Origin of the sequence: Azospirillum sp. B2RO_4 (assembly GCF_051124815.1) — a bacterium.
In the GTDB taxonomy this organism is placed as follows: Bacteria; Pseudomonadota; Alphaproteobacteria; order Azospirillales; family Azospirillaceae; genus Azospirillum.
On sequence record NZ_CP118485.1, the window covers coordinates 241,526 to 264,404 of the forward strand.

Below are 22,879 nucleotides of genomic sequence, written 5' to 3' on the forward strand. Positions count from 1 at the left end.
TAGAACGCGGCCTGTCGTTACTCGTCGCAGTCCACCGTGCTGCCATAGGCGGTGACGAAGGCGGTCATCATCCAGCAGGCCCACTCATCAGGCATGAACGCTTTCTGGTGCATGCAGATTTGGAAATCCCGCTCAACGTCGCTCTTTCCAATACTTTTCCCAGCTCCGGCGAAGGCGCAGATCAGCGTAAAGGAGAATTCATTGTGAAGTTTCTCCATAAAATCATCGCTGACTGAGTTTTCCTGCCGCCCGAACAGATACTGCCATTTCAGGGTGAAGCATGTCTTGAGAAGAAGTGCGCATATCTTATGCTGGTTGATGCGCTGCCTCTTTTCATAATCGTTCCGCACCTTGAATAAGGCGACGTTCTGAAAATAGACGTCAACGAAGACCTCGATGCCGCCGCTTAGCAGAAACACGGGATCGGCCAATCCGTGATCGCGCAACGCGATACGATTGTAGGTCTCCACCGTGATGTCAGCGGTTTCCCGGACGACGCTAATGCGGTTGAGGCGCTTCGACTCGGTGGGGCGAAAATCATCGACTGAGTACGATGGCATGATACGGCAATCTGATTGCAAAAATGGCAGCCCGGATGGGCTGCCATTTCGATTAATCTGAATGATGATCGGAAGAGCTTACTTGGTAATCGCGTCGTAACGCCGAATCCCTTCCTTGATAAGCTCTTCCTTGTTTTCGATCAGATAGCGGAGGATTTTGCCATCATCATGCTCCGTTGACGAATTCTTCATCTTCAGTTCATCGAGCGTCCGCTCGTGCTGATGAGAGGAGCTCGCAATGGGAGCTGGATATGTCATGACGATTGACCGAAGTTTGAGTCTTGTTCAGATGGCAAAAGCGGGCCCGTTTCCGGAAACGCATTTCCCTTGCAGACTCTTTATAGAAGCGCCTGGGTTCCAGATCAAGTAAATTTTATAAGGTTGGCAGAGTAGGAAAAGGAAATGAGACTGCGCGTTGTATGAATTCGATTGTATGGCTATCTAAAAACGCAGATCAAATGAATTACATACATTATCACAGGGTTCAAAAGTTGCTTGACTGCTGAAGCGGCGGCAAGAGAACTGAGGAATATCAATCCTCTTGCCGCCATGTGTATGCCGTGGCGCTCCTGGGTGGCTTACGCCAGCCCCTTCTCCATCGCGCTCGCCAGACGGCGGGCGAAGGCGGCGGGGTCGGGCAGCGGCTCGCCCTCGACGATGCGGGCCTGATCGAGCAGGAGCCAGGCCGCATCCTCCAGCGCGTCGGTGGCGCCGGTGCCCTTGGCCCGTTCGGCCAAACGCTTGATCAGGGCGTGGGACGGGTTGATCTCCAGGATGCGCTTGCCGACCTCGCCGTTCAGCTGCTTGTGCTGCTTCAGCAGGCGTTCCAGGTGCATGTCCATGTCGTTGTCGTCGGCGACCAGACAGACGGCGCTGTCGGTCAGGCGTTCGGACTTGCGGACGTCCTTCACCGCGTCGGACAGGGTCAGCTTCAGCAGGGCCAGCAGGTCGGTCAGCTCGCCCTCCGGCGCCTTCTCCTCCGGCTTCTCGGCCTCCTCGCCCTTGATCTTGCCGAGATCGGCGCCGCCGCGGGTCACCGACTTGAAGGGCTTGCCGTCATAGACGCCGACCGACGGCATCCAGAACTCGTCCACCGGGTCGGTCAGCAGCAGGACCTCGACGCCCTTGGCCTTGAAGCCTTCCAGCTGCGGGCTGCGCAGCAGGGTGTCGATGTCGTCGCCGCTGATGGTGAAGATGGCGTCCTGGCCTTCCTTCATGCGGGCGACATACTGCTCCAGCGACACCAGTTCGTCGCCGGCGGTGGTGCGGAAGCGCAGCAGCTTCAGCAGGTCGTCCCGGTGCTCGTAGTCCTCGTAGAGGCCCTCCTTCAGCACCGCGCCGAAGTTTTCCCAGAACGTGTCGTATTCGGCCGCATTCTCGGTGTCCTTGGCCTTCTTCGACAGTTCCGACAGCACGCGCCGCGTGATGCCGGCCTTGATCTTGGCCAGCATCGGGTTGTGCTGCAGCATCTCGCGGCTGATGTTCAGCGGCAGATCCTCGCTGTCGACCACGCCGCGCAGGAAGCGCAGGTAGGGCGGGATCAGCCCTTCGGCCGCGTCGGTGATGAAGACGCGCTTGACGTACAGCTTCACCCGGTGGGCGCGCTTGGGGTCGAACAGGTCGAAGGGCTTGGTCGAGGGCACATAGAGCAGGTTGGTGTATTCCAGCGCCCCTTCGGCCCGCCAGTGCAGGGTCAGCCACGGATCGTCGAAGGCATGGCCGACATGGTGGTAGAATTCCTTGTACTGGTCGGCGGTGATCTCCGACTTCGACCGGGTCCACAGGGCCGACGCGCTGTTCAGCGCCTTGGCCTCGTCACCCTCGCCGAACAGGATCGGGATGGCGATGTGGTCGGAATATTTGCGGACGATGCCGCCGAGCCGGGCCTCGTCGAGATACTCGTCGTCGCCGTCCCGCAGATGCAGGACGATCTTCGTGCCGCGCGGCAGGCCGTCGGTCTCGGCGATGGTGAACTCGCCCTTGCCGTCGGATTCCCAGCGCCAGCCCTGGTTTTCGCCGGCCTTGCGGGTCAGCACGGTGACCTTGTCGGCGGCCATGAAGGCGGAATAGAAGCCGACGCCGAACTGGCCGATCAGGTTGACGTCCTTCTTGCCGTCGCCCTTCTCCGCACCCTCCAGCGACTTCATGAAGGCGGCGGTGCCGGAGCGGGCGATGGTTCCGAGATTCTCGACCAGATCCTCGCGGTTCATGCCGATGCCGTTGTCGGCGACGGTCAGGGTCCGCGCGTCCTTGTCGACCAGCAGGCGGACCTTGAGGTTCGGATCATCGGCCGAGAGTTCGGGCTGGGTCAGCGCCGCGTAGCGCAGGCGGTCGCAGGCGTCCGACGCGTTGGAGACCAGTTCGCGCAGGAACACTTCCTTCTCGCTGTAGAGCGAGTGGGCGACGATGTCGAGCAGACGGCTGACCTCGGCTTGAAAACTGAGCCGTTCCTCGGTCATTGGGGGCACCTTCGTTGGTTTTGCACAGGTGGGCGTCAAGACGGCGGAGATATGTGAAAGCGTCTCCGCCGTTCAAGAGGCTTGTGGCGTGCAACCGCGGGAGGTGTGCGGTGAGGTGTCGCGGGTGGGGGCGTGGCGATTGCCCCCACCGAGGTCCCCTTACTTCTTCTTCTTCGGCGGCTCCGCCGGAGCCGGTTCGCCGCCGCCGGCCAGCAGCGGGGTCATGTCGGCGCCGTTCAGCAGGAGCTGGCCGGCCTCCGTCACCTCGAACTTGTAGGTGCGGATGTCGGCGCCGGTGTCGTCCTTGCCGGCCTGACCCATGGCCTGGACCATCGCCAGACCGCCCAGCAGATCCTGGGTCTCCTTGTCGGGCTTGGCGCCCGGGGCCGGCTGCATCGCCTTCACCGCGGCGTCGATGCCGCGCAGCAGGACGGTGGCGCCGCCGGTGACGCCGAAGGCGGCCTGGGTGGCGACCTTGACCGCGCCGGTGGCGGTGCCGGCCGTCGCCGGGGTGTCGAGGTTCAGCGCGTCGATCCGCAGCTCCGTCCCGGCCTCGCCCATCGCGGCCATCGCCTGCTGCATGACGATGTCGGAGGACGGCGGCGGCGGGGCCTTGTTCTTGGCGCCCTTCTTCGGCTGGGCCTCTTCCGCCTCGGCGGCCTTGGCCAGTTCGGTGAAGGCCTTCCACAGGGCGCTGTTCGGCAGCTTGGCGACCGACAGCTTGACCTCGAAGGCGCGCGGGGTGAAGGCGGCGGGCGCCGGCGACGGCGTCATGGCGAAGTCGCGCGCCTCGATGCCCATGCTGACGGTGGATTGCGCCTGGTCGAGGTCGGTCAGGCCGCTGCGGAAGGCGAGCTGGCCCAGCGTCACCGTGGTGCCGTCCTCCGGATTGACGACGGACAGGTTGGACAGGCGCATGGCGCCGCTGACGCCGCCGAAGATGCCCTGCAGCTTCGGCAGAAGCTCCGCGCTGGTCGGCGTCGTGCCCTTGGCGGCGGTCTGTTCCGACAGCTTCTGCAGCGCGCTGACCTTGGTCAGGTCGACGCGGGTGTAGGTGGCCTCGGCGGTGACGCCGCCGATCTTCACCAGCTCCTTGTTCTTGTCGTCCTTCACCGACAGGCCGCCGAAGGCGAAGGCGGCCGGGCCGCTCCACAGGGTGGCGCCGCCGGTTCCGGCCTCCGGCTTCAGGTCCTGGACCATGGTCATGGATGCGACGGAGATCTTGCCCTTGCCGTCGGCGGCGCTGACCGCGATGTCGTTGTAGGCGGCATCGACCGCCAGCAGAGTCTCCAGCGCGCCCGACCAGGTGCTGGTGAAGGACTGCTTGCCGATGGAGATGGTGGCGGCGTCGACATACTCGTCGTTGTCGTCGAGGTTCTGCACCTTGATCGCGCTGGGCAGCGTGATCGACACGCCATACTGGCCGTCGTCTTTCGGCGTCACCGACAGCAGCACGGTGCCGATGTCGAACAGCGTGCCTTCGGCATCCTCGGCCGACAGGCGGGGCAGGGCGACGTCGTAATGGTCGCCGGCCGGCTTGACGGTGGGCTCGCCCTGCCATTCGAAGCCGACGCCCTCGCCGTCCTCGCTGGGCGGCGGGAACCAGCGGGGCAGGTCCTTCTTCAGCGAGGCGGCGAGCGCCTTGGCCCCGGCGTCGTCGACGGCCGGAGCGGCATGAACGGGCGACCAGCCGGCAACCAGCGCCAGCATGCCGCCGGCGATCAGGGCGGGCCTCAGGGAACGGACCGGCAGGGCCGGGACGGGCGAAAGACGGCTGAGACGCATCGAGCAACTTCTCCCGGGTACGATTTGGGAGCACGTTAAGCTTGATACGCGACGCCGGTCCATGCCCCTGATGAGCGGACCCTCAAGAGGCGGTTAAAAATCCAGGTCGGCGTAGTGTTTGGGCGGCGGGCAGCCGGTGATGTTGTCGGCCAGCAGGGCGCGGAAGCTGGGGCGCGACTTGATGCGGGCGTACCAGTCCTTGGCCTCCGGACTGCGGTCCCACGGCACGTTGTCGATATAGTCCAGGCAGGACAGCTGCGCCGCGGCGGCGATGTCGGCCAGGGTGAAGACCGACCCGGCCAGCCAGGGCCGCCGTTCCGACAGGAAGGCGATGTAGTCGAGGTGATAGGTGACGTTGGCCAGCCCGGCGCGAATCGCCGGGGCGAAGGGATGGCCCTGGCCGGACAGCCGCTTGATCAGCTTCTCGCCCACCAGATTCTCGGTCACCTCGCGGTCGAACTTGTTCAGGAACCAGTCGGCGACCCGCCGCACCTCCGCCCGCGCCGCGACCTCGCGCGGCAGCAGGGGGGTGTCGGGATAGGCCTCCTCCAGATATTCGATCACGGCGAGGCCGCCGGCGACCACCGTCCCGTCCTCCTCCACAAGAACCGGAACCTCGGCGGCCGGGTTCAGCTTCAGGAAATCGGTGCGTCGCTCCCATGGCCGTTCGACCACGGGTTCGAAAGGCAGGGCCTTCTCGGCGAGCATCACGCGCGCGGTGCGCGACAGGGCGTGGATCGGGTGGTGGTACAGGGTTCGCATGGCGGCGGGACTTTACCGCAACGCCGCAAAGGAAAACAGCCTGCGCATATGCGCCCGAAGGTCTCGTTCGGGGAGGTTTTGCGGCACTTCACCCCGCCCGCGACAGACGGTAGAGCACCAGCGCGTCCGGCTGGTCGGAGGGGGTGCTCACCGGCGTCCAGCCATTGCGTTCGTAGAAGGCGCGGGCGGCGGCGTTGCGGGCGGCGCAGGCCAGCTCGACCGGGTGGGGGCCGCCGCGCAGCAGGGCCAGCGCCTCGCGCAGCAGGGCGGATCCGATGCCGCGCTTGTGCCATCCGGGGTCGATGAACAGGTTGTGGATGACGCCGGCCCTGGGATCGAGCGAGACGAAGCCGACCACCATTCCGTCCGATTCGGCGACCAGCACCGCATCCTCGCGTACGCAGTCGTAGTAATCGTCGAGCCCGAATCGGTCGGCGGGCTGCCAGGAGAAGGCCTGGCGGCGGCCGTGCAGGAAGATCTCGGCACAGCGTTCGGAGTCGGCGCTGCGGGCGGAACGGATCGCGATGCGCACCCCTTCCCCGGCCGGCATGCCCCCTCTCCTTCTGCCCGTTGCGTCCGATCATGTGGATCAACCGGATTTCCGGTCAGACTATTCCACCGGCGGGCCGTCCGGGAACGGTCCTTTCGTCCTGTGTGGGGAGTGGAGCGTTCAGCGCGGCGCCTTGTCTCCGGCCGCCTTCCCAGTGGGGGTCGTCTCGGCAGGGATCTTCCCGTTCGCTGCCTTCTCGCCGGTGGCGCTGTCGGTGCCGGTCGTGCCGGCCGGCGCTCCCGCCGATTCGTTGGCGGCGTTGCCGAGCAGGCCGGCCTCGCGGTAAAAGCGCTCCGCCCCCGGATGCAGCGGGACCGAGACGTTGGCGACCGCGCGGGCGGGGTCGAAGTTGCGGCCCTGCGGATGCCCCTCGGCCAGGACGCGGCGGGTGTTCTCGTGCCACAGCGCGCGGACGATGCCATAGATCAGGTCGGGATCGCGGTCGGCGCGGGTCAGCAGCTCCGCCCCCAGGCTCAGCGTCGGGGTGGGGGCGGTGCCGGGATAGGCGTTCGCCGGGATTTCGTCCTCGATATAGAAGCGCTGGGTCCGCAGCAGCCGGTCGGCCGGCTCGCCGTCCAGCGGCACCAGCCGGATCGGCACCCGCGCCGCCACGTCGCTGACCGCCGCCACCGGATATCCGCCGACCATGAAGAAGCCGTCCAGCTCGCCCTTCGCCAGCCGGTCGGCCGCCGTGCCGGGCTTCAGGTAGAGCGGCGTGATCGTGCTTTCCGACAAGCCGTAGGCGTCCAGGATCAGCCGCGCCTCCACCAGCGTGCCGGAGCCTTCCTCACCCAGCGAGATGCTGCGGCCCTTCAGGTCGGCCATGCGGTCGATGAAGCCGTCGGAGCGGACGACGACCTGGATCGCCTCCGCATAGAGCATGCCGAGCGAGCGCAGTTCCGCGAACGGGCGCTTGCCGGTGAAGCTGCCGGTGCCGCTGTAGGCCCAATAGGCGACGTCGGCCTGGGCGAAGCCGGCCTCCACCGTGCCGGCGCGCAGCATCTCGACATTGTCGACCGAACCGTTGCTGGCCTGCGCCACCACGATCAGGCCGGGGATGCCGCAGCTTCCCCCCTTGTCGCAGGGGCGGGAGCCCGGCGGGTTGGAGATGGCGTTGGCGATCAGCCCGCCGATCGGAAAATAGGTGCCGGCGGTGGTGCCGGTGCCGATGCGGAAATAACGCAGGTCCTGCGCCAGGGCCGGCCCGCCCGACAGAATGCCTCCCAGCAGCGGCGCCAGCGCCACCCCTCCCATCAGGCCGCCCAGCAGATGGCGGCGGGTCAGGCTGGACGTGTCGGAAGCGGGCGCATCGGGATCCTCCCGAAGCTCCGGTGAGGGGAGCCCCGGCGGGGTAGGGCAGGCTTTGGCGGCTGCGCGGGGCACCGGGGCGTTCCGTTCGTCTGGCCCGCCGGTCCCGGACGGGAAGGGCGGGGCGGGAAGGAGGGGCGTGTCTTCAAAGATTTCCGCGCAACCCCGTCATTTCAAGGCGCAACCGGTCAAATCACGCCGACGAGGTCAAGAACGCCGGCGACTGCTACCGCACCGCCACACAGCCGCACCGCGCGCTCCGACTCGGCCTGCGTCACCGCGACCGACAGCCCGAGCCCGCCGCAGGCGACCAGCATCAGACCGGCGGCGAATCCGGCCCAATAGAGCGGTGGTCCCTGGTGGGCATGACCGTGGAACACCGCAGCGACCGCGGCGATCAGCACCGCCAGCACGGCGGGCGCCCGCACCCCCAGCGCCACCAGCGACCCGACCACCAGCAGCGAGGCGGCCAGTCCCGGCCCGGCATAGGGCAGCCGCACCCCCATCTGGGCGGCGAAGCCCGCCGCCAGCGCCGCGGTCACGGCGGCGGCCGGCACCTGCCACACCGCGGTGCCGCCGGTCTGCCCGGCCCACATGCCGATGCCGAGGATGCCCAACAGATGCTGCAGCACCCACACCGGCGTGGTCAGCCCGCTGCCGAAGGCCCCCGTCAGCGTCGTCATGCGCCCGCATCCCCCATACCGTGTCGATCCGGCAGCCGGTATGGCGGCTGAGGCGGGGCGGGGTCAAGCGGTCAGGCTTCCGGTCGGGGAGGGCGGACGGCTACCGCGCCAGCGGGTCGCCCCATTGCCGCAGGTCGTTCTCGCGCTTCATCAGCTCGCGCTGGCCCAGCGGATCGAGCCGTCCCATGGCGTCGTCGGTGCGCATGCGGTCGACCTCCGGCCGGATCAGGTCGCGCTTGAAGGCGTCGGTGGCGCTCTGGGACGAGGGCGGCGGCGGTACCGGGATCGGTCGCGGCGGCTGGGGCAGGACGGCCGGGTCGGGCGGGGGCGACGAACTGCCGCGGCGGCGCTTGGGCGGGGGCTGGCCGGTGTCCTCCGAGTCGCGGCGCGCCTGCGGAGCCTCCGCCTGCGAAGTCCGGGCCTGCCGGGTCTGGAGGGCGGGCTTCGAGCCGGCGCGCGACTGCTCCGCCTGGATCTGGCTCCAGGTCCGCCGCTCCCCGCCGCCGGGGATCACCGTCTGCTCGTGGACCGGCGGAAAGGCCTGGGCGCGGCCGGGCATGTCGTCGCGCAGGTCCGGCTGCGCACAGGCGCCGGCCGCCAGCAGGAAAGCCAGCGGAGCCAGACGGCGGGCGGGGAACGGGAGATGTGGGGTCATCGATGGAATGTCGGCACTGCCGATCGTTTCGGCAAGATGACCCCAAAGGAGGGACTCGCGCCAAGGCCAAGCCGGCGCTAGAATGTTCTTTGTTTGTTCTTGATTGTTGGTCATCGTATGACACGCCCTTTCTCACACCCGCCCGTATCTCCCTCTCCCCCCCGGGGAGAGGGTCGGGGTGAGGGGGATGTGCGGCGGGGCCTTCGGGAAAATCCTGAAACGCACCCCCCTCACCCTAACCCTCTCCCCGGGGGGGAGAGGGGATCTTGCAGCAGGGGAGAGAAGGGAAAGCGCCGCATCCTCGCTTTGTGGCTCCTGCGCTTGGCCACCGACGCCCGGGAACGGCTCATGCCGCCGGAGTTGCGTGCGCGTCCCCTTGCCCTGCTGCGGACGGAGCGCCAGCGGCGGATGGTGGTCGCGGTCAACCGGGCGGCAGCGGTGCTGGGCATCGCTCCCGGCCAGACCCTCAGCGATGCCCGCGCGCTGGAGCCGGCGCTGGAGGTGGCGGAGGCGACGCCGGAAGCCGATTCGGCCCTGCTCGGCCGCATCGCCGACTGGGCGCGGCGCTACAGCCCCTGGACCGCGGCGGACGAGCCGGACGGGGTGGTGATCGACATCACCGGCTGCGCCCACCTGTTTGGCGGCGAGGCAGCGCTGGCCGCCGACCTGACCGGCCGGCTGCGCGCCGCCGGCTTCGCCGCCCGCGCCGCCATCGCCGACACCCCGGCCGCCGCCTGGGGACTGGTGCGCTTCGGCAGTCCGGAGGAGCGGCGGCGGGAGGCGGTGGACGGCCTGCCGCTCGCCGCCCTGCGGCTGCCGGCGGAGATGGTGGAGGGGCTGCATGCGCTGGGCCTGCGCCGGATCGGCGACCTGCACGCCATGCCGCGGGCGGGGCTGGCGGCAAGGTTCGGGGGCGGGTTGCTGCAACGCTACGATCAGGCCCTCGGCCGGCTGGACGAGCCGATCTCGCCGCGCCGGCCGGTGGCGGACCACCGCGAGCGGCTGACCTTCGCCGAACCGATCGCCACGCCCGAGTCGATCGCCGGGGCGCTGCGTCATCTGCTGGGCCGGTTGTGCAAGGGGCTGGAGACGGCGGGACAGGGCGCGCGCCGGTTGCGGCTGGATGCCCACCGCACCGACCAGCGGGTGGACGACGAGCCGCAGAGCCTGACGCTCGGCACCAGCCGCCCGACCCGCGACCCGGCGGCGTTGGCCCGGCTGTTCGCCCCGCTGCTGGAACGCATCGAGCCGGGGCCGGGCCTGGAAACGCTGGTGCTGTCGGCGACGGAGACCGGGCCGCTGTCGGCCGTGCAGACCGGCATGGATGGGGAGGAGGCGGATGGCGGACTCGCCGAGCTGGTGGACCGGCTGACTCTGCGGCTGGGGGAGCGGGCGGTGCTGCGGCTGGTGCCGCGGGAAAGCTGGCTGCCGGAACGCTGCGTGGCGCCGCATCCGCCATTGGAGAGGTTGCCGCCGCCGAAGCCCTGGCCGGCGGGACAGCCGCGCCCGTTGCGCCTGCTGACCCCGCCCGAACCGGTGGAGGCCACCGCCCCGCTGCCCGACGACCCGCCGCTGCAATTCGTCTGGCGCGGCGTGCGCCACCGCGTCAGCCGCGCCGAGGGGCCGGAGCGGATCGAATGCGAATGGTGGCGTGGGGAAGGATCGCTGGGGCTGGCCGTGCGCGATTACTACCGCGTGGAGGATGGCGACGGCCGCCGCTTCTGGCTGTTCAGGGCCGGGCTGTACCGGCCGGGGGAGAACCCGCGCTGGTTCCTGCACGGGTTTTTGGGGTGAGGGTGGTGGGGAATGGAGAAGTTAGACCCCCACCCTAACCTCCCCCGCTGGGCGGGGGAGGGGATAAGTGCTTAAGCGGGAAAGCAGCGGCAGTCCCTCCCCCGCCCAGCGGGGGAGGCTAGGTGGGGGCAACACGGACCAGGAACTTACCCCAGCCCCTTCTGCCCCATTTCCAGGAACTTCTCGCGGCGCTTGGCGCGCAGGGTGGCGCCATCCAGGCCGTCCAGTTCGCCCAGCGACTCCTCGATGCAGTCGCCCAGCTTCTTGATCGTCTCGGCCGGGTCGCGGTGGGCGCCGCCGATCGGCTCGCTCACCACATGGTCGATGACGCCCAGTTCCTTCAGGTCCTGGCTGATCAGGCGCAGCGCGATGGCCGCCTCGCCCGCCATGTCGGAGCTGCGCCACAGGATCGACGCGCAGCCTTCCGGCGAGATCACCGAATAGATGGCGTGTTCCAGCATCAGCACGCGGTCGGCGGTGGCGATGGCGATGGCGCCGCCCGATCCGCCCTCGCCGATGACCGAGGCGACCATCGGCACGTTCAGCCGCAGGCAGCGCTCGATACTCTTGGCGATGGCCTCGGCCTGGCCGCGCTCCTCCGCCTGGACGCCGGGGAAGGCGCCGGCGGTGTCGACCAGCGAGACGACCGGCAGCTTGAAGCGGTCGGCCAGATCCATCAGGCGCTGGGCCTTGCGGTAGCCCTCGGGCTTCGCCATGCCGAAATTGTGGCGGACGCGCGATTCGGTGTCGTTGCCCTTTTCCTGGCCGATCACCACCACCGAGCGGCCACGGAAGCGACCCAGCCCGCCGATGACCGCGCGGTCCTCGGCGAAATGGCGGTCGCCGGCCAGCGGCGTGAAGTCCTCGATCAGGCCATGCACATAGTCCAGGCAGTGCGGCCGATTGGGGTGGCGGGCCACCTGTACCTTCTGCGCGGGCGTGAGCTTGGCGTAGGTCTGCCGCAGGAGCTTGTCGACCTTGGCCTGCAGCTTGGCGACCTCGTCGGCGATGTTGATGTCGCCGGCGTTGGTCAGGTGCCGCAACTCCTCGATCTTGCCTTCAAGCTCGGCGATCGGCTTTTCGAATTCCAGGAAGGTCTGCATGCCGGACACGGGTGGTTGGCGAGGCGCACAAAAAAGCGCGCGCTTGGTAGCACGCCCGGCGCGCCTGCGCCACAGCGGAAAGATGCGGGACAGCCTGGGAAGGGTTCCGCGACGAACCCACAGGGTTTATCCTTAACCGCCGGGAAATTCCAAGCCTAATCGTTGCCCGGATCGTGCAAGGCGGATCGCTGCATGCCCTCTTTCAAGGACCATTTTTCCGGCCATGCCGGCGATTACCGCGCCTTTCGTCCGACATATCCGCCCGGTCTGGCCGCCGCCCTGGCCGATACGGCGCCGGCGCGCGATCTCGCCTGGGACGTCGGTTGCGGCAACGGGCAGTTCTCCGTTTCCCTGGCCGACCAGTTCGCGGCGGTCCACGCCACCGACGCCAGCGCGGAGCAGATCGCGCAAGGCGAAGCCCATCCGCGGGTGCGCTATGCCGTCGCCCCGGCGGAGGACAGCGGGCTGCCCGACGGCTGCTGCGACCTGATCGTCGCGGCGCAGGCGGCGCACTGGTTCGACCTGGGGCGGTTTTATGCCGAGGTGCGGCGGGTGGCGAAGCCGGGGGCGGCGGTGGCGCTGGTCTGCTACGGGCGGCAATGGCTCGACCATCCCATGCTGGATCCGTTGGTGGAGCGGTTCCACAACGGCACGCTGGGACGCTATTGGCCGGCCGACCGCTGGAAGGTGATCGGGGGCTATCGCGGGATGGAGTTCCCGTTTCCGGAACTGCCGGTGCCGCCGCTGGCGATGGAGGCGGTTTGGACGCTGCCGCGGCTGCTCGGCTACATGAACACCTGGTCGGGGGTGAAGGCGGCGACCAAGGCGCTGGGGCGCAACCCGCTGGAGGACTTCGCCGAGGAGATCGCGCCGCTGTGGGGCGACGCGGAGACGGAACGGCGGATCCGCTGGCCGCTGACGGTTCGGCTGGGGCGGGTGGAGTAGGCGTCGGCTTCGAATGCCCCCACCCTAACCCTCCCCCGCTGGGCGGGGGAGGGGATAAGAGCTTGAGCGGGAAGAGTAATGCCCTCCCCTGCCCAGCGGGGGAGGTTAGGGGCAAACGGGCGAGGACCTTTACGCCCCCTCCGCCACCACGCGCTCATAGGCCTGCAGGGTCAGGAAGTCGGTGAAGTCCTCGCGCGCGACCAGATCGCGGAACAGCGAGGCGGCGTCGGCATAGCGGCCCTTGGCGTAGGCGTCGGCACCGACGCGGGTCCCCCAGGCCGACAGTTCCTCCGCGATCACGCGGTCGACGAGGTCGAGCGTCACCGCCTGCCCGTCGTCCAACGCCGTGCCGGTGTGGAGCCACTGCCAGACCTGGGTGCGGCTGATCTCCGCGGTGGCGGCGTCCTCCATCAGGTTGAACAGCGGGACGCAGCCCTGGCCGCGCAGCCACGCCTCGATATAGCCGATGCCGACCGCCACGTTGTTGCGCAGGCCCGCTTCCGTCTTCGGCCCGGTGGGCACCGCCAGCAGGTCGGCGGCGCTGACGGTCACGTCGGTGCGCTTGCGGGCGATCTGGTTCGGCGTCGGCATGTAGGCGTCGAACACCTCGCGCGCCACCGGGACCAGTCCGGGATGGGCGACCCAGGTGCCGTCATGGCCGTTGGACGCCTCGCGCTCCTTGTCGGCGCGCACGCGGGAGAAGGCGGCCTCGTTGGCCTCCGGGTTGTCCTTGACCGGGATGAAGGCGGCCATGCCGCCGATGGCGGGCGCACCGCGGCGGTGGCAGGTCCTGATCGCCAGCTGGCTGTAGGCCGACAGGAAGGGGGTGGCCATCGTCACCTCCGCCCGGTCGGGCATGACGGCGGAGGGGTCCTTCCGGAACTTCTTGATGAAGCTGAAGATATAGTCCCAGCGCCCGCAGTTCAGGCCGGCCGAATGCTCGCGCAGCTCATAGAGGATCTCGTCCATCTCGAAGGCGGCGAGGATGGTCTCGATCAGCACCGTCGCCTTGATCGAGCCGTGCGGCAGGTGGAGATACTCCTCCGCCACCAGGAAGACCTCGCGCCACAGCCGCGCCTCGAAATGGCTTTCCAGCTTGGGCAGGTAGAAATAGGGACCGCTTCCGCGCGCCAGCAGTTCCTTGGCGTTGTGGAAGACATGCAGGCCGAAGTCGAACAGCGCGCCGGAGATCGGCTCGCCGTCCATCAGCACATGGCGCTCCGCCAGATGCCAGCCGCGCGGCCGGACCTTCAGCACCGCGGTCTTGTCGTTGAGGCGGTATTTCTTCCCGCTGGCCGGGTCCTCGTACGAAATGGTCCGGCGCACGGCGTCGCGGATGTTGATCTGCCCCTCGACCAGATTGGTCCAGGTCGGGCAGGTCGCATCCTCGTAATCGGCCATGAAGAGTTTGGCGCCGCTGTTCAGCGCGTTGATGACCATCTTGCGGTCGACCGGACCGGTGATCTCCACCCGGCGGTCGAGCAGGTCGACGGGCAGCGGGCTGATGGTCCAGTCGGCCTCGCGGATCGCGCGGGTTTCCGGCAGGAAATCGGGCTTGTGGCCCTGGTCGAGCAGCGCCTGCCGCTTGGTCCGCACATCCAGCAGCCGCAGCCGTTCGCCGCCGAAACGACCCTCCAGCTCCGCCAGGAAGGCCATCGCCTCCGGCGTCAGGATCTCCTCGAAACCGGGCTTGATCGGACCACGGATTTCAAGACCGGACATGCTGGTGGCCATCGTGCTGCTCCCCTTCCCGCATTGTGACGAACCGCTCTCGCGACGGTTGGACAACCGGTATAGCACGGGAAACGCACAATCCGGGGACGGCCTAAGGTCGCAGATGGGCGGGCGGGATCAGCCCATGCTTCTTCAGCATGCCGCGCAGCTGGTGATAGCCCAGCCCCAGCGCCTCGGCGGTCTGGCGCTGGTTGAAGCGGTTGCGCTCCAGCGCCTCGCGCAGCCGGGCGGCCTCGAAGGCGCGGACCTGATCGAGGATGCCGCCGTCGACCTCGGGCGTTGCGGCCTTTTCCGCGACGGGCGCGGCCTCGACGCGGGCGGTCGGCGCTGTGGCCAAAGCGGCTGTGGGGCGCCAGGGCGACTCGAAGGGGTCGAGGATGATGTGGTCCAGCGGCCCGTCGGGATCGGCGGCGGCGACGGAGCGCTCCACCGCGTTGCGCAGCTCACGCACGTTGCCGGGCCAGTCATGGCCGCGCAAGGAGCCCAGCGCGGCGGCAGTGAAGCCGGGGAACAGCGGGCGCTGCAGCTCGCGCACCATGCCCAGCGCGAAATGCTCGGCCAGCGGCGGGATGTCCTCGGGCCGGGCGCGCAGCGGCGGCAGGGTCACCACGTCGAAGGCCAGCCGGTCCAGCAGGTCGGCACGGAAGCGGCCCGCCGCGGCCAGCGCCGGCAGGTCGGCGTTGGTGGCGCCGACCACCCGGACATCGACGGTGGCGGTGCGGCCGCCGACCCGCTCGATCTCGCCATATTCGACGGCGCGCAACAGCTTCTCCTGAACGGCGGGGGAGGCGGTGGCGATCTCGTCCAGGAACAGGGTGCCGCCGTCGGCCTGCTCGATCCGGCCGATCTGCCGGCGGGTGGCGCCGGTGAAGGCCCCGGCCTCGTGCCCGAACAGCTCGGAGTCCAGCAGCGACTCAGGCAGCGCCGCGCAGTTCACCTTGACGAAGGGGCGGTCCCACCGCTGCGACAGGTAATGAAGGCGGGCGGCGATCAACTCCTTGCCGGTGCCGCGCTCGCCGATCACCAGCACGGGCCGCTCCAGCGGCGCCACCCGCGACACATGCGTCAGCGCCGCCAGGAAGGCCGGCGATTCGCCGAGCAGGGACGGGGGAGTGATGGTCATCGCGCTTCTCGCCACTACTTCGCGGGATTGGCGATGGTATCGCCATATCAGCGAAGCAGCAACCCGGAGCGCCGAGCAGCGCAAGCGCGGCAAGTCCAGGCTTTGCAACGGTTTGGGGCCGATCCGCCGGAATTGGCACGGCGGTTGCGATACCCGTGTCATGGCAAGGAGGTCATCCATGAGCGACTTCAGCGATTTCCGCCGCCGCTATGGCGGTGACCGCTTCAACACCACGCAAGCGCGCCCGACGATGCGGCGCGTGCGCAACTATCTCGCCACCCGGCCGGCGGAGAGCTGGCTGTTCTTCTTCGCCGGCATCGTCGCCGGCGCCATCCTCGGCTGACACACGGGACATCCATCATGAGCATCTTTTCGCGCCTGACCGACATCGTGCAGTCGAACCTGAATTCCCTGCTCGACCGCGCCGAGGAGCCGGAGAAGCTGATCCGCCTGATCATCCAGGAGATGGAGGACACGCTGGTCGAGGTGCGCTCCTCCACCGTCAAGATCATCGCGGAGAAGAAGGAGATCGAACGCCGCGTCGCCGATCTCCACCGCGAGCGCGACGAATGGGACCGCAAGGCCGAGGTGGCGCTGACCCGCGACCGCGAGGATCTGGCCAAGGGCGCCCTGATGGCGAAGTCCAAGGTCGCCGAACAGGCCGACGCGCTGGCCGAGCAGCTGGTGCAGGTCGAGGCCGCGCTGTCCAAGGCCAACGAGGATATCGGCCGCCTGCAGGCCAAGCTGACCGACGCCAAGACCCGCGAGAAGGCGCTGGTCGCCCGCACCCAGACGGCCAGCAACCGCGTCAAGGTCCGCACCGTCCTGCACGACGAGCGCATCAACGACGCCCTGTCGCGCTTCGAGCAGGTCGAGCGCAACCTGGACGAGATGGAGGGCCGGGTCGAGGCCTATGACGTCGGCCGCACCAAGAGCCTGACCGAGGAGATCGCCGAGCTTGAGGCGACCCACAAGGTCGAAGAGGATCTGGCGGCGCTGAAAGCCCGCATCGCCGCGCGGCGCAACGGCTGACCGGCGGCGTGGTGCCGGGGTGGGGCTTCACTGCCCCGCCCCCTCTTCTCACGACAATAAGAAGGCCCGACGACCATGGGGTTCCTGGGTTTCGTCCTCGCGGTGCTGTTCATGGTGGTGGTGGCGCCGGTCTGGATCGTCTTCCACTACATCACCAAATGGCGCTCCCAGCGCGGGCTCACCGCGCAGGACGAACGGCTTCTGGCCGAATTGTGGGAGATCTCCAACCGGCTGGAAGCCCGCGTCCACTCGCTGGAGCGCGTGCTGGACGCCGAGGCGCCGAACTGGCGCGACAAGGTGTGACGGACGTCATTCAATATCAGGGAGGAGTCATGGACCGCGCGTCCCCCTACGACTCGCCGAATCCGCACCGGCTCTACCGCGATCCGCAGCGCGGGGTGCTGGGCGGGGTGTGCACGGGCGTTGCCGATTACTTCGGCGTGCAGCCGGCCGTCGTCCGGCTGGCGATGCTGTTCGCCCTGTTCTTCTTTTCGGTGCCGCTGGTGATCGCCTATGTCATCGCGCTGATGGTGCTGCCGGTGCGTCCGGCGCAGCTCTATCGCGATGCCGAGGAGGAAGCCTTCTGGCGGACGGTGTCGACCAAGCCCGACCGGACGCTCGCCGGTCTGACCCAGCGCTTCCGCGACATGGAGAAGCGGATCGTCGGAATGGAGGCCTACGTCGCCTCGAAGGAATTCGAGCTAAACCGCGCGATCCGCGATCTGGATCGCTGACTGCGTTCTGGTCGATCGAACCGCTGATCCCCGACCGTGAAGGCCGGGGGTCGGTGCCGTCAGCGCCGCTGGCGGCGCCGGTCGCGGACGCGGATCGGGATCGGTTTGGGCGTGGGCATCGTGGCGATCAGACCGGCCAACGCCGCAGCCGTCGCCACCGCACCACCGAGCAGAACGAGATCCATCATAGGCCCTCCACCATCGAGATCCCTGCAGTCACCCACATGGTGAAGCAGTTGGTTAGAACATGGTAGCGAAAAGAGAGACTGACAACATCTCTCCCATCGGGGCAGTCCCTGATACCTGCCGTCATGGGACACCCTCCGTACCGTCCGGGCCTTGATCCAAATCACGGGCTGAACCGTTATTGGTCGAAAGAACAGGGATCGGTCCTTTCCAGATGGGAAGGGGCCGGCCCTTTGTCGAATCCCCGGCCTTTGACGGAGCCCCGCCCCGATGTCCGATACCAGCCTTCGCCAAAGCGCTCCCCACCGACGCAAATCCCTGGTGCTCCGCGCCCTGATGCTGAACGGCGCCTCGATGGTGGTGACGGTGCTGCTGTTCGTCCTGCTGTTGTCGCTGTTGGCGCCGCCGATGGGCATCAACGCGCCGGGCGCGCGGATGGCGCTCTGGGCGCGGCTGGCGGTCTGGCCGGCGCTGGTCCTGTTCGGCATGGTCATCGGCGTGATGGCGATGCGTGGCCGCACCCAGGCCTTCAACCCCATCGAGGATCCCGAATCGCGCGGGCAGCGCGTCTGCCAGCGGGTGCTCGCCAACAGCGTGGAGCAGACCGCCATCTTCGTGCCGGCGCTGGCCGCCCTGGTCGCCACCCTGCCGCAGCCCTCGCTGGGGGCGGCAGTGGCGGCGACCGCGCTGTTCGTGCTGGGCCGGCTGCTGTTCTGGGCGGGCTATCTGGTGCATCCCTTCGCCCGCGCGCCGGGCATGGCGATGACGCTGACCGTCAATCTGATCGTGCTGGGCTGGGCCGTTCTGCTGCAACTGGGCGGGATGCAGCCCGGCTGACCGGCTTCTCAGCAGGAGGCGCACTGGCCGGGGCCGCCGTCTTCGCCAGATGCAGCCAGCGCTGGTAAGCCTCCACGCTCACCGGCGCCCGGTGCTTCAGCCCGATGCGCAGGATCTGCGGCAGGGCCAGCAGCACCTTCAGGTCGGTCATCCGCGGGCCGTGGCGCAAATTCTTCCAGCTGTTGCCGGCCCAACTGCGCGCCAGCCGCCACGCCATCAGCGAGGACGGACAGCGCGCCACCTCGCGGATCAGGTCGTTGCGGTGGTTGTAGAAGCGCTCCATCCCCGGCTTGCGGCCCTTCTCGCTCTTGTCGTGGTAGACCATGACGTCGGGCAACGCCACGACGCGATAGCCGGCGCCGACCAGCCGCAGGCAGCGGTCCTTCTCCTCCCCCTGGCGGTAGAGTTCGGGCATGTAAAGGCCGACCTGCTCGACCGCGCTGCGCCGCAGCAGATGGCCGCAGCCGACATACCACGGCACATCGAAGGGGGCCGCGCCCTTGGGAAAATAGACCAGCCCGTCGCGCGTCTCGATGTTGCAGGCGACGGCGGCGACCTCCGGGTTCTGTTCCAGATAGGCGACGCAGCGGGCGAGACCGTCGGGATCCTCGAACCAGCTGTCGTCGTCGACCGACAGGATGCAGTCGCCGGTCGTGTTCACGAAGCCGAAGTTGCGGGCCAGGATCAGCCCGCCATTGTGCGGCTGGCGGACATAGCGGACGGCCGGGAATTCCGCCCGCATCATCGCGCCGGTGCCGTCGCTGGAGCCGTCGTCGATGACGATGATCTCCATCGGCGGGGTGGTCTGGTTCATCAGCCGGGTCAGCGCGATGCGCAACTCCGGCCCGCGGTTGTAGGTGGCGATGACGGCGCTGACGGTCAGCGTCATGACGGCTCCCTTCGAGCGATATGGGGCGGCGCCACCACCGGGCGCAGCGGGTCGTCCTCCAGGATCCCCCAGGCGCGGAGCGCACGGGTCAGCCCGATCCACAGCAGGATCGGCAGCAGCGAGAAGAAGCCGAACTTCACGATGGTGATGTTGCCGTCGCGGAACCACTGCAGGCAGAGCGGCAGGAAGGCGCAGTAGAACAGCACGGCGTAGCGGTTGCGGAAGCCGCTGGTCCAGAACCAGCGGTGCATGCGGCCCAGGATCAGGCCGACCACCACCATGGTGACGATCATGCCGATCCAGCCGGCGCTCATCCAGCCGTCGCCGGGCAGCGAGGTGGTCAGGTTGTAGAAGACGCCGTAGTCGTTCAGATCCACCCACTTCACCGGCGCGCCGACCGGCTTGCCCGGCCACAGCAGGCGCGGGATCGGTTCGGTGAACAGCTGCAGATACTGGGTGAACCAGGTGTAGGTGCCCGACTGTTTCGGCACCACCCACAGGATGTAGGCGAGGAAGTCGAAATTCGCCAAATCCTGGCCGGCCAGCGCGTCGAGCGCCCGGCCGCTGCCGCTGCCGCCGTTGAACTTCAGCAGGACGGACACCGGGGCGTCGCCGGCCAGCACGTCGCGGAAGGCGTCGCGGTTGTTGCCCAGCACGGTGAACAGCCCCAGCACCGGGACCGCGGCCAGCACATGCCACAGCCGGAACCATTTGGTGCGGGTGCGGTACAGCATCAGCAGCACCAGCCCCAGGATGCCCATGATGATCGCCCAGCGCCCCCAGCCCAGATAGGCGCGGTAGGCGACGAAGCCGGCGAAGGGGATGAAGGACAGCGGGTGGAAGCGGCAGACCCAGATCAGCCCAAGCGTCAGCGGCAGGCCCATCGAATGGGCCTCGGCGATATAGCCGGTGGTGTTGGTGTAGATCGGCTGTCCGGTCAGCGGGTCGCGCTCCATCTGCACGTCGCCGGTGCCGTCGAAGCTGGCACCGCCCTGGCGCTGGATCGCCGAATAGATGGCGAGCGGGCCCAGCAGCAGAGCGGTGGTCAGGAAGGCCACGATGTCGACGCGGTCGAAGGAGAAGGCCGGCGCCGGTTCGCCGTTCGGGGTCCAGTCGGGCTTGACCAGACCGGCCCACATGCAGGCGGCGGCGAAGGCGATCAGTCCCACCGAACTGACCACCAGGGTCATGACGAACTGCTGCTCGTTCGGCCAGAAGCCCATGAACAGCCAGACATCGTCGAAGCCCTGCGTGTGGACCAGGATCGGCCGCATGACGAAGACCAGGGCGTGGAAGATCAGGTACAGCGTCAGCGGATGGAACATGGACGCGCTGCCGGAGCTGAGGAACACGGCGGTCACCAGCACCAGCACCAGGACCTGCGCGATCAGCGCCATTTCGATCATCGGCAAACAGTCCCCGGTAATTGGGCTCCGCCTGAAGACGGGCGCGGCCCGCGGGCAAGCGGGTACGACCGGCCGGTCAGGCTAGGATGAAAAGTCAGCCTATACGCCCCGTCCCGGTCCGGCAGGGGTGCAGAGGGCGTGGCCCCTTCGCACCTGCACACCCCCTTCGCGCTTTTGCCGGTGCGGCTGGGCTGGGTCAGTCTCCCCCCTTCGGCGGCTTTGCCGCTGTCTTGGAGGAGGGTCTTCCATGTTCCGTTGCCAACCTCGTCGTCGGAGTGGAGCGGCCAAAATCCTGACTCGGATTTTACTGTTGAACGCGCTTCTGCTGCCTGCCGCCGGATGGGGGCCGGCGATGGCGGCCCAGACCGGTTCTACCGAGACGACCTTCTATGTGTCGCCGACCGGCAACGACCGCTGGTCGGGGCGGCTGTCCCAGCCGTCGGCGGACGGGCGCGACGGTCCATTCGCGACCCCGGCGCGTGCGCTGGCCGCCGCCAAGGGCAACGGCCCGGCCACCTTGCGGCTGCATGGCGGGACCTATCGGCTGACGGCGCCGCTGGTGGTGGACGGCTCGCTGCCGGGGCTGCGGCTGCTCGCGGTGGAAGGGGAGCAGCCGGTCCTGTCGGGCGGAGAGGCGGTGGGCGGGGCGCAACTGGCGAACGGCCTGCTGTCCGCGCCGCTGGCGCGCGATCCGGGGCTGGACGTCTCGCTTGGCGGGCAGCGGTTGGACGCGGCGCGCAGCGGCGACTTCAATCCCGGCGACCCGCGCAGCGGCTGGTTCCCGGCCAAGGCGGTGCAGTCCGATCCCAAAAGTCCGGGGAGCAAGCGGCAGATGCGGCTTCCCGCCGGCGTGCTGAAGTCGGGCTGGGCCGGGCCGGGCGTGCGGGCGCAGGCGCTGGACCGCGAGCGGCTGTCAGACGATCTGCTGGGCGTGGTTTCGGCCGACCCGAAGGGCTTTCTGACCTTCGATGCCGACGGGCAGTATCCTTACCGTGACGGCTCGACCGTGCGGCTGCTCGGTCATCCCGATTTTCTGACGAGGGCCGGTGAATTCGCCTGGGACGCCAAAGCCAAGCGCCTGCTGGTGAAGCCGCCGGCCGGGCTGAACGCCGCCGGGGCGGAGTTGGTGGTGGCGCGCCAGCCGGTGCTGCTGCGGCTGGACAACGCCCGCAACGTGACGGTGGAAGGGCTGACCTTCACCGATGTGCCGTGGGACGGCACCGCGGTGCTGGCGAAGGGGAGCAGCGGCGTGCGGATCGCCGGCAACCGCTTCGCCCTGGTCGGCACCGCGGTGATGCTCGACGGCACCGGCCGCAGCGAGGTGTCGGGCAATCGGATGGAGCATCTCGGCCGCTCCGGCGTGATGCTGGCGCCGGGCAGCAGCGACAACCGCATCCTTGCCAACCGCATCAGCGACATCGGCGAGGTGCGCTTCTTCAGCGGCGGCGTGATGGGGGCGGGCATCCGCAACACGCTGATCGCCCACAACGATATCCGCCGGTCGGCCCGTTACGGCATCTCGATCAAGAACTGGAACCCGCAGACGGTGAACAGCGACAACACCATCGAGTTCAACCGCATCCGCGACACCGCCCGCCAGACCGCCGACGCCGGCGCCATCGAGATGCTGGGCCGCAGCGGCAACGACACCCGCAGCATCATCCGCTTCAACGACATCCGCGACACCGGCGGCCTCGCCACCGACGCGCAGGGGCGCTGGCTGGTCCGCTACAAGGGCTTCGGCATCTATCTGGACGACATGACCAGCGGGGTGACGGTGCAGGGCAACCTGCTGGAGAACACCGGCATGGCGGCGATCTTCCTGCATGGCGGCGACAACAACCGGGTGTCGGACAACATCACGGTGATGAACGACATGAAGGACCGCTTCCTGCGGCTGGAATGGGTGCCCAGCGCCGGCAGGAACGGTCTGATGCATGGCAATGTCGCCGACGGCAACGTGGTGGCCGGCCCGGCGGCGAAGGATCAGGTCGTCAACAGCCTGTCCGGCGGCGAGTACCGGATCGACCGCACGCAGCTGGAAAACGCGGTGCCGGTCGCGGGAGTGGCCAGTGCCGCCAGGGCTGCCGCCGCCCCGCCGGCTGGCGGGGGTCTGCTGGACCGGCTGGTGGCGATGAAGGAACTGCCCCTCGACCGCGTCGGGCCGGAAGGGATGCGGTAGAGGCAACAGGCTGGAGCGATCCTCATTCGGCCGTCATCCCCGCGAAGGCGGGGATCCAGGATTCCGGTCCAAGCGCTTGCAATGACTGGATTCCCGCCTTCGCGGGAATGACGGTCGAAAAGAGAGGCCGTTGGCTTCGGCGGACGGGAGAC

General features: G+C 68.3%; 22 protein-coding genes. 8 read left to right on the forward strand and 14 right to left on the reverse strand.

The window, feature by feature from the left end; all coding sequences use genetic code 11:
- Positions 1 to 17: 17 nt before the first annotated feature.
- The 8 genes from PWS46_RS01045 to PWS46_RS01080 all read right to left on the reverse strand — a co-directional run bounded on the left by PWS46_RS01045 (position 18) and on the right by PWS46_RS01080 (position 8,762).
- A complete protein-coding gene (locus PWS46_RS01045; protein WP_434616899.1) occupies positions 18 to 560 on the reverse strand; it encodes a hypothetical protein in 543 nt (180 codons plus the stop codon).
- Positions 561 to 1,138: 578 nt separating this feature from the next.
- Positions 1,139 to 3,019 (reverse strand): molecular chaperone HtpG, encoded by a 1,881-nt coding sequence (htpG, locus tag PWS46_RS01050; protein ID WP_434616902.1) that lies wholly within the window; start codon positions 3,017 to 3,019, stop codon positions 1,139 to 1,141.
- A gap of 159 nt (positions 3,020 to 3,178) precedes the next feature.
- Positions 3,179 to 4,804: a hypothetical protein gene (locus PWS46_RS01055; protein ID WP_434616905.1), complete on the reverse strand. Its 1,626-nt coding sequence runs from the start codon at positions 4,802 to 4,804 to the stop codon at positions 3,179 to 3,181.
- A 93-nt stretch (positions 4,805 to 4,897) separates the two neighbouring features.
- A complete protein-coding gene (locus PWS46_RS01060; protein WP_434616907.1) occupies positions 4,898 to 5,566 on the reverse strand; it encodes a glutathione S-transferase family protein in 669 nt (222 codons plus the stop codon).
- Positions 5,567 to 5,654: 88 nt separating this feature from the next.
- Positions 5,655 to 6,116 carry a GNAT family N-acetyltransferase gene (locus tag PWS46_RS01065; protein WP_434616910.1) on the reverse strand — a complete coding sequence of 154 codons (462 nt, stop codon included), beginning with the start codon at positions 6,114 to 6,116 and terminating at the stop codon, positions 5,655 to 5,657.
- 120 nt (positions 6,117 to 6,236) lie between these two features.
- Complete coding sequence (locus PWS46_RS01070) at positions 6,237 to 7,499, reverse strand: TAXI family TRAP transporter solute-binding subunit (RefSeq protein WP_434616913.1); 1,263 nt, start codon at positions 7,497 to 7,499, stop codon at positions 6,237 to 6,239.
- Positions 7,500 to 7,612: 113 nt separating this feature from the next.
- Positions 7,613 to 8,107 (reverse strand): HupE/UreJ family protein, encoded by a 495-nt coding sequence (locus tag PWS46_RS01075; RefSeq protein WP_434616916.1) that lies wholly within the window; start codon positions 8,105 to 8,107, stop codon positions 7,613 to 7,615.
- Positions 8,108 to 8,207: 100 nt separating this feature from the next.
- Positions 8,208 to 8,762 (reverse strand): hypothetical protein, encoded by a 555-nt coding sequence (locus PWS46_RS01080; RefSeq protein ID WP_434616919.1) that lies wholly within the window; start codon positions 8,760 to 8,762, stop codon positions 8,208 to 8,210.
- 348 nt (positions 8,763 to 9,110) lie between these two features.
- Between PWS46_RS01080 and PWS46_RS01085 the strand changes: the two genes are divergently transcribed.
- Complete coding sequence (locus tag PWS46_RS01085; protein ID WP_434616922.1) at positions 9,111 to 10,556, forward strand: Y-family DNA polymerase; 1,446 nt, start codon at positions 9,111 to 9,113, stop codon at positions 10,554 to 10,556.
- Between the two features lie 146 nt (positions 10,557 to 10,702).
- On the opposite strand, the gene PWS46_RS01090 is transcribed toward PWS46_RS01085, so the two are convergent.
- Positions 10,703 to 11,659, reverse strand: coding sequence for an acetyl-CoA carboxylase carboxyltransferase subunit alpha (locus PWS46_RS01090; RefSeq protein WP_434616925.1), 957 nt, complete (start codon positions 11,657 to 11,659; stop codon positions 10,703 to 10,705).
- 192 nt (positions 11,660 to 11,851) lie between these two features.
- On the opposite strand from PWS46_RS01090, the gene PWS46_RS01095 reads away from it, so the two are divergent.
- Positions 11,852 to 12,604: a class I SAM-dependent methyltransferase gene (locus PWS46_RS01095; RefSeq protein ID WP_434616928.1), complete on the forward strand. Its 753-nt coding sequence runs from the start codon at positions 11,852 to 11,854 to the stop codon at positions 12,602 to 12,604.
- Positions 12,605 to 12,733: 129 nt separating this feature from the next.
- Here PWS46_RS01095 and aceB read toward each other — a convergent pair whose 3' ends face one another.
- Positions 12,734 to 14,338 (reverse strand): malate synthase A, encoded by a 1,605-nt coding sequence (gene aceB, locus PWS46_RS01100; RefSeq protein WP_434616931.1) that lies wholly within the window; start codon positions 14,336 to 14,338, stop codon positions 12,734 to 12,736.
- A 91-nt stretch (positions 14,339 to 14,429) separates the two neighbouring features.
- A complete protein-coding gene (gene pspF, locus PWS46_RS01105; RefSeq protein ID WP_434616934.1) occupies positions 14,430 to 15,461 on the reverse strand; it encodes a phage shock protein operon transcriptional activator in 1,032 nt (343 codons plus the stop codon).
- Positions 15,462 to 15,639: 178 nt separating this feature from the next.
- Between pspF and PWS46_RS01110 the strand changes: the two genes are divergently transcribed.
- From PWS46_RS01110 to pspC, 4 genes are all read left to right on the forward strand, one after another.
- Positions 15,640 to 15,804 carry a hypothetical protein gene (locus tag PWS46_RS01110; RefSeq protein WP_188051987.1) on the forward strand — a complete coding sequence of 55 codons (165 nt, stop codon included), beginning with the start codon at positions 15,640 to 15,642 and terminating at the stop codon, positions 15,802 to 15,804.
- Between the two features lie 17 nt (positions 15,805 to 15,821).
- A complete protein-coding gene (gene pspA, locus PWS46_RS01115) occupies positions 15,822 to 16,493 on the forward strand; it encodes a phage shock protein PspA (RefSeq protein WP_085087733.1) in 672 nt (223 codons plus the stop codon).
- A 75-nt stretch (positions 16,494 to 16,568) separates the two neighbouring features.
- Positions 16,569 to 16,796, forward strand: a complete 228-nt coding sequence (gene pspB, locus PWS46_RS01120; RefSeq protein ID WP_085087734.1) for an envelope stress response membrane protein PspB — start codon at positions 16,569 to 16,571, stop codon at positions 16,794 to 16,796.
- Positions 16,797 to 16,825: 29 nt separating this feature from the next.
- On the forward strand, positions 16,826 to 17,227 hold the full coding sequence (gene pspC / locus PWS46_RS01125) for an envelope stress response membrane protein PspC (protein WP_109154894.1): 402 nt from the start codon (positions 16,826 to 16,828) through the stop codon (positions 17,225 to 17,227).
- Between the two features lie 59 nt (positions 17,228 to 17,286).
- Here pspC and PWS46_RS01130 read toward each other — a convergent pair whose 3' ends face one another.
- Positions 17,287 to 17,415 carry a hypothetical protein gene (locus PWS46_RS01130; protein WP_256379242.1) on the reverse strand — a complete coding sequence of 43 codons (129 nt, stop codon included), beginning with the start codon at positions 17,413 to 17,415 and terminating at the stop codon, positions 17,287 to 17,289.
- Between the two features lie 268 nt (positions 17,416 to 17,683).
- Between PWS46_RS01130 and PWS46_RS01135 the strand changes: the two genes are divergently transcribed.
- Positions 17,684 to 18,250: an MAPEG family protein gene (locus tag PWS46_RS01135; RefSeq protein WP_434616941.1), complete on the forward strand. Its 567-nt coding sequence runs from the start codon at positions 17,684 to 17,686 to the stop codon at positions 18,248 to 18,250.
- Here the strand turns inward: PWS46_RS01135 and PWS46_RS01140 are convergent.
- Together PWS46_RS01140 and PWS46_RS01145 are read right to left on the reverse strand one after the other, a co-directional pair.
- Entirely contained in the window at positions 18,189 to 19,139 is a 951-nt protein-coding gene (locus PWS46_RS01140) for a glycosyltransferase family 2 protein (RefSeq protein WP_434616944.1), read from the reverse strand. The genes PWS46_RS01135 and PWS46_RS01140 overlap by 62 nt on opposite strands.
- The gene (locus PWS46_RS01145) at positions 19,136 to 20,545 is read right to left on the reverse strand and encodes a hypothetical protein (protein ID WP_434616947.1); all 1,410 of its coding nucleotides are present in this window, start codon (positions 20,543 to 20,545) and stop codon (positions 19,136 to 19,138) included. Before PWS46_RS01145 ends, PWS46_RS01140 begins: the two co-directional genes overlap by 4 nt.
- Before the next feature lie 310 nt (positions 20,546 to 20,855).
- Here PWS46_RS01145 and PWS46_RS01150 point away from each other — a divergent pair, with 310 nt between their 5' ends.
- Entirely contained in the window at positions 20,856 to 22,727 is a 1,872-nt protein-coding gene (locus PWS46_RS01150; protein ID WP_434616950.1) for a right-handed parallel beta-helix repeat-containing protein, read from the forward strand.
- Positions 22,728 to 22,879 lie beyond the last annotated feature (152 nt).